General features: G+C 52.8%; 1 protein-coding gene. It reads left to right on the top strand.

What is annotated here, in order from left to right; translation table 11 throughout:
- On the top strand, nt 1-7,330 hold a 7,330-nt coding region (locus NLX74_RS25300), incomplete at both ends, for an amino acid adenylation domain-containing protein (RefSeq protein ID WP_483311666.1).

Genomic DNA, 7,330 nt, shown 5'->3' with positions numbered 1-7,330 from the left:
AGCAGGATTTGATCAATCATATTCTTATTTTTGAGAACTATCCGGTAGAGGAACAATTGGAGCAATTAGGCAACGGTAATGAGTCCAGCTTCAGTATCACCGGAGCCGAGTCTGTCGAGCAGACCAACTATGACTTTAACCTGGTGGTATTGCCGGGGAACACCATTCATATGAGCTTTGGGTATAATGCCTTGGCCTTTGAACGGGAAAGTGTAGAGCAAATTCGAGGTCATCTGGTGCAGCTGCTGGAACAGGTGACAGCGAAACCAGACATTCGGGTGCATGAGCTCGATATGGTAAACACGCAGGAGCGTGAGCAAATTCTCAGCGTATGGGGAGATACGGCGACCGAGTATCCAAGCGAGCAAACGATCCATGGCTTGTTCGAGGCGCAAACCGCGCAGACGCCGGAGCAGACAGCACTGTTCTTCGAAGGAGAGCAGTTGACCTATCGTGAGCTGAATGCACGCGCCAATCGTTTGGCTCGTACCTTGCGTAGTCAAGGCGTGACGAAGGATCGTCTGGTGGGTCTGATGACCGAGCGTTCGGTGGACATGATCGTAGGTATCTTCGGGATTTTGAAGGCCGGGGGTGCATATGTCCCTATTGATCCGACGTATCCAGAGGAGCGTATCCGCTACATGCTGGACGACTCGGGTGCGAAGCTGTTGTTAACGCAAAACCATCTGGTAGACAAAGCCGCTATCGACGGTCATGTGCTGGTGCTGGATGGGGAGCAAACGGTGTACCACGAGGATGATTCCAATTTGGAGCCGTGGTCCGGTCCGAACGATCTAGCCTATGTGATTTATACATCAGGTACAACGGGGCAGCCGAAGGGCGTGATGCTGGAGCATCACGGGCTGTGCAATTTGAAAACGTATTTTGATCAGACGCTCAAGATCCGTACGTCGGATCATGCGTTGCTGTTCGCCAGCTATTCGTTTGATGCGGCTTGCTGGGAAATCTTCCAGGCGCTGTTCTGCGGAGCCACGTTGTATGTGCCAACGACAGAGACGATTTTGAACTACGAGCGGTTTGAGCAATATATGGCGGATCACCACATCACGGTAGCAGCTTTGCCGCCGACCTATGCGGTGTATCTGGAGCCAGAACGGATGCCAAACCTGCGTATTCTGTTTACGGCGGGTTCAGCATCTTCAACCGAGCTGGTATACAAGTGGAAAGATCAGGTGGCGTACTACAACGGCTACGGTCCAACCGAAAACTCGGTGGCGACGTCGATCTGGCCCGTATCCGAGGATGAGAGAGCCGGACAACTGATTTCCATCGGACGCCCTGTGCCGAATCATCGGGTATATATGCTGGATGTGCATGGACATTTGGCTCCGGTAGGCGTCGCGGGTGAACTGTGCGTGTCTGGTCCAGGTCTGGCTCGGGGTTATCTAGATCGCCCAGAGCTGACGGCTGAGAAATTTGTACCGAACCCGTTTGCGGCTGGCGAAGCCGGCTATGAACGAATGTACCGTACGGGTGACTTGGCGAGATGGATGCCAGACGGCAACATCGAATACTTGGGCCGGATCGACCATCAGGTGAAAATCCGGGGCTACCGGATCGAGCTGGGTGAGGTCGAGGCACAAATTTTGAAAGTGGAAGACGTACAAGAGGTCATCGTACTGGCCCAGACGGACGAGCAGGGACAAAACCAACTGGTGGCGTACTATGTTGCTGAACGGGAAGTAAGCGCTGGTGAGCTGCGCAGCTTACTGGGTGAGGAGCTACCAAACTACATGGTGCCTTCGTATTTCATCCAGCTGGAGCAGATGCCACTGACACCGAACGGTAAAATCGACCGCAAGGCCCTGCCGGCACCAGAAGGCAGTCTGCAAAGCGGAGCGGATTATGTAGAGCCGCGCACAGCGCTGGAGCAGACGTTAGTGTCCATTTGGCAGGCTGTATTAGGAGCGAAGAGAGTCGGAATTCTGGATAATTTCTTTGATCTGGGCGGCGATTCGATCAAAGCGATCCAGGTATCCTCTCGTTTGCTGCAAGCGGGCTACAAGCTGGACATGAAGGATTTGTTCCAATATCCTTCCATCTCGCTGCTGAGCGGTCATGTTCACAAGGTCAGCCGTACAGCCGATCAGCGTGTGGTTTCGGGAAGCGTCAAGCTGACTCCGATTCAACAATGGTTCTTTGGACAATCCTCAGCAGAGCCGCATTATTTCAACCAGTCGGTGATGCTGTATAGAGCACAAGGCTTCGATGAAGCTGCATTGCATCAAACGGTGGCCAAGGTAACGGAGCATCATGATGCTTTGCGTATGGTCTTCCGTCAGACCGAACAGGGCTATGAAGCGTGGAATCGCGGTCTGAACGAAGGCCAGCTGTACAGTCTGGATGTTGTAGATCTGATGGGCGTCGAAGACGCGGCAGATGTGGTGATGGCGATTGAAACGAAAGCCAATGCCATCCAAAGTTCCATTCGTCTGGACGAAGGACCGCTGGTGAAGCTGGGACTTTTCCGCCGCATGGATGGAGATCATTTACTGATTGCCATTCACCATTTGGTCATAGACGGGATTTCGTGGCGAATTGTGTTTGAGGATTTTGCCACGGGGTATGAGCAGGCCGTGCGGGGAGAAGCGATTCGCCTGCCTTATAAAACGGACGCTTTCTCCGCTTGGGCAGAGCGCTTATCACAATATGCGAATAGTCCGACCATCGAAAATGAACGCGAATATTGGCAGCATCTCGCTCAAATGGAATTCGCATCGTTGCCTAAGGATCAAGAGAGAGCGGAGGGACAACATTCTCTAATCAGAGACACTGCAACGGTGAGCGTAGCTTGGAGTGAACAGGAAACACGACTGCTGCTGCAGGAAGCACACCGTGCGTACCACACCGAGGTCAATGATCTGCTGTTAACCGCACTCGGCACAGCGGTATATAACTGGAGCGGTCAGGAGCGTGTGCTGGTCAATCTGGAGGGACATGGCCGGGAAGCCATTGTTCCAGATATCGACATCACCCGTACCGTGGGCTGGTTTACAAGCCAGTATCCGGTGCTGCTGGGTGTGGACGGAAAGGCAGCAGTCGGGCAGCGAATCAAGCGGGTGAAGGAAGATCTGCGTCATGTGCCGCATAAGGGCATTGGCTACGGCATTTTGAAATATATGTCTCAGCATGATGCCCATCCTTCCTGGACCCTGCAGCCTGAAATTAGCTTTAACTATTTGGGACAATTTGATCAGGACTTGGAAAACGGGGATATCACGCTGTCCTCACATCCAGGCGGAGAGCCGATGAGTGACCATACCGTTCTGGAGCATCCGCTGAATGTGAACGGAATGATTACAGCGGGCGCGCTGACACTGGACATTCGCTATGACAGTAAGGTATATCATCAGCAAAATGTAGAAAAATTTGCGCAGTTGCTGCAGGAAAGCTTGCAGGAAGTGATCGCTCATTGTGCCTCCAAAGAGCGGAGTGAGCTAACACCAAGTGATGTATTGTTCAAAGGCTTGACGCTTGGTCAGCTGGAACAATTGACAGAGCAAACAGCTTCTGTGGGCGAGCTGGAAAATGTGTATGCTCTTTCGCCTATGCAGAAGGGGATGTTGTTCCATAATCTGATGGAGCCGGAGTCAGGCGCCTACTTCCAGCAAGCGTCGTTTGATCAAAAAGGCAGCTTTGATGTTGAAATTTTCCGCAAGAGTCTGGATGTACTGACACAGCGTCATGAAGCGCTGCGAACGAATTTCCATATGTTTGAGACAGGACACAGTCAGGAGCCATTGCAGATCGTATTCCGTCACAAAGATAGCGACCTTTCTTTCCAGGATATACGGGAAATGCAGGAAGCGGAGCAACAGGCGTATATCCAGGCGTTTAAGCAAGAGGACCAGGCTAGAGGCTTTAATCTTGGTACGGATGCCCTCATGCGCGTACAGGTATTGCAGACCCATGAAGAAACGTATCATTTGGTATGGAGCTTCCATCATATTGTCATGGATGGCTGGTGCTTATCGCTCGTTACAGGTGAAGTGTTTGGTACGTACTTTGCGCTGCTGGAGCAGAAGCAACCGGAGCTTGCAGCGATTACACCGTATGGCCAATATATCGAATGGCTAGAGCGGCAGGATGAACGTGCGGCAAAAGAGTACTGGAGCAGCTATTTGGCGGGCTTTGAACAGCAGACGTTGTTACCTGGATCGGATGCTTCATCGAAAGACCAAGCGACTAATACGGTATCCACTACAGCAAGTGAAACCAGCGAATATGTTTCTGAAAAAATAACGGTAGATCTGGACCCAACGTGGAGCGAAGCCATACACCGGATTGCAAAGCAGCAGCAGGTCACGATTAATACGCTGATGCAGAGCGTGTGGGGCCTTATTTTGCAGAAATATAACAACAACGAGGATGTTATTTTTGGTAGTGTCGTATCTGGACGTCCGACGGATATTGCTGGCGTAGAGCATATGATTGGTTTGTTCATTAATACGATCCCGGTGCGGATTCAAAGTGAACGGAATGCCACTTTTGTGGAAGTGATGCGGAAAACGCAGGAACAGGCACTGGCCTCGGGAGCCTATGACAGCTTCCCGCTATATGAGATTCAGGCATTGACCGAGCAGAAGCAGCATCTGATTAACCACATTATGGTATTTGAGAATTATCCGGTAGAGGAGCAAGTTGAGCAGTTGGGTGAAGTTCGTCCGTCCGCTTTTGAAATTACGAATGTAGAGGTTGTTGAGCAAACGAATTATGATCTGGACTTGATTGTGATGCCCGATGAAACCTTCCGCATCATGTTCAGATATAACGCCAATGTATACGATCGAGCTACGATAGAGCGTATACAAGGACATATACTGTATGTCATTGAGCAAATTATCGACAATCCACATATCCGTGTGAATGAGCTGGAATTGGTAACACCAGAAGAACAAACACAGATCGTTCAGGTCTGGGGGGATACGGCGGCAGTCTATCCGCAGGATCAAACGCTAAGCGCATTGTTTGAGCAGCAGGCCGCGGATACACCGGACCAGGTGGCAGTGTTGTGCGGATCGGAATCGTTGACCTACGCGGAGTTGAATGAGCGCGCGAACCGTTTGGCTCGGACGCTGCGTGCGGAAGGTGTTGAACCAGATCAGCCGGTAGGCATTTTGGTTCACCGTTCGCTGGACATGATCGTAGGCATTTATGCGATCCTCAAAGCAGGCGGAGCCTACGTGCCCATCGATCCAGAATATCCGGCGGACCGCATCCGCTTTATGCTGGAGGATTCGGGTGCGAAGCTGGTGCTGACGCAATCGCATTTGGCGGAGCAAGCAACGCTGAGTTTCGACGGCCAGGTGCTGGTGCTGGATCGTCATGAGCAGGATGGACAAGGCATTTACCACGAAGATGGCTCGAATCTGGAGCCACTGGCTGGACCACACCATGTAGCCTATGTCATCTATACCTCTGGCTCCACGGGGAAACCGAAGGGCGTGATGGTGGAGCACCATTCCGTGCTGAACCGGATTTTGTGGATGCATGATCGGTACGGCTTGAGTGCAGAAGATACGATCCTGCAAAAGACCGCTTTCACCTTTGACGTATCGGTGTGGGAGCTGTTCTGGTGGTCGCTGGTCGGCTCAAAGGTGAGCTTGCTGCCCGTGGGCGGGGAAAAGAACCCGGAAGACATCGTCGACACGATTGCCCGCGATGGCGTGAGCACGATGCACTTTGTTCCCGCCATGCTGCATGCGTTCCTGGAGTACGTGGAGCAGCAGCCACGGGAAGTGATGCAAACGAAGCTGGGCACGCTGCGCCATGTATTTGCCAGTGGAGAAGCGTTGCCGCCACAGCATGTGGCCCGGTTCCAGCGGCTTGTGTCGAGCTTGGCCGGAGCGAAGCTGGTCAATCTCTACGGCCCGACCGAAGCGACGGTGGACGTATCGTACTTCGATTGCGAGCCGGATGAGAAATATGGAGTTATTCCGATCGGGAAACCGATTCAGAACATTCGTCTGTACATCGTGAAGGAAGGCACGGAGCAATTGCAGCCGATCGGGGTTGCAGGAGAACTGTGCATCGGCGGTGTCGGCGTAGCACGGGGCTATCTGAACCGTCCGGAGCTGACGGCCGAGAAATTCGTAGCCGATCCGTTTGCCGGCGGGGAAGCAGGCTATGAGCGGATGTACCGCACAGGTGATTTGGCGAGATGGATGCCGGACGGCAACATCGAATATTTGGGCCGGATCGACCATCAAGTCAAAATCCGCGGGTACCGGATTGAGCTGGGCGAGGTCGAATCGCAGCTGCTCCAAGTGGAATCGGTACGCGAAGCCGTGGTGCTGGCCCGTGCGGATGAGACGGGCCAAAAACAAATGGTGGCCTACTATGTCGCGGGGCAAGAGCTCGGAGCCAGCGAGCTGAGAAGTGAGCTGGGCCGGGAGCTGCCAAGCTACATGGTGCCGTCGTACTTTGTACAGCTGGAACAAATGTCGCTGAGTCCAAATGGCAAAATTGACCGCAAAGCCCTGCCAGCACCGGAAGGCAGCCTGCAAAGCGGAGCCGATTATGTCGCACCGCGGACGTGGGTGGAAGTGAAGTTAGCGCACATTTGGCAGGATGTGCTGGGCCTCACGCAGGTCGGTGTGAAGGAAAACTTCTTCGAGATTGGCGGACACTCACTACGGGCGACGACACTGGCCTCGAAGATTCACAAGGAGCTGAACAAGCCGCTTCCACTGCGCAGTATTTTTGAAGCACCAACGATTGAACAACTGGCAGTCGTACTGGAACAGCTGGATCAAGTAACCTATGCGTCTATTCCGGTAACGGAAGAACGCAATTTCTACCCGTTATCTTCGGCGCAAAAACGACTGTATGTGCTGCATCAGTTCGACCCGAATGATGTGAATTACAACATGCCGTCGGTGCTGCAAGTGAGCGGTCCGCTGGACGTGAAACGAGTAGAAGACGTGTTCCGTCAACTGATCGATCGCCATGCAACCTTGCGTACCTGCTTTGAGCTGGTGGACAATGAGCCGATGCAATGGATTGAGGACACCGTGCCGTTTGAAGTGGAATATACGAAGGTACAGGCAGAGCATGCGACTACGGATACAGATCAGGACACAGCTACAGCTACGGACACGACGGTCAGCCAGGAAGCACAAGAACGGGTACGACAGTTTGTCCGTCCGTTCGATCTGAAAGCTGCGCCGCTACTGCGGGTAGGCTTGGTGGATCTGGGCGCACAAGGAGCAGAGCAAGAACCCCAGCAACTGCTCATGCTCGATATGCACCATATCGTTTCGGATGGTGTGTCGATGGAGGTACTGACCGATGAATTTGTCCGCTTATA

The sequence above is a fragment of the Paenibacillus sp. MZ03-122A genome (genome assembly GCF_024213325.1).
In the GTDB taxonomy this organism is placed as follows: domain Bacteria; phylum Bacillota; class Bacilli; order Paenibacillales; family Paenibacillaceae; genus Paenibacillus; species Paenibacillus polymyxa_B.
This window is presented reverse-complemented; position numbering and strand designations above follow the sequence as displayed.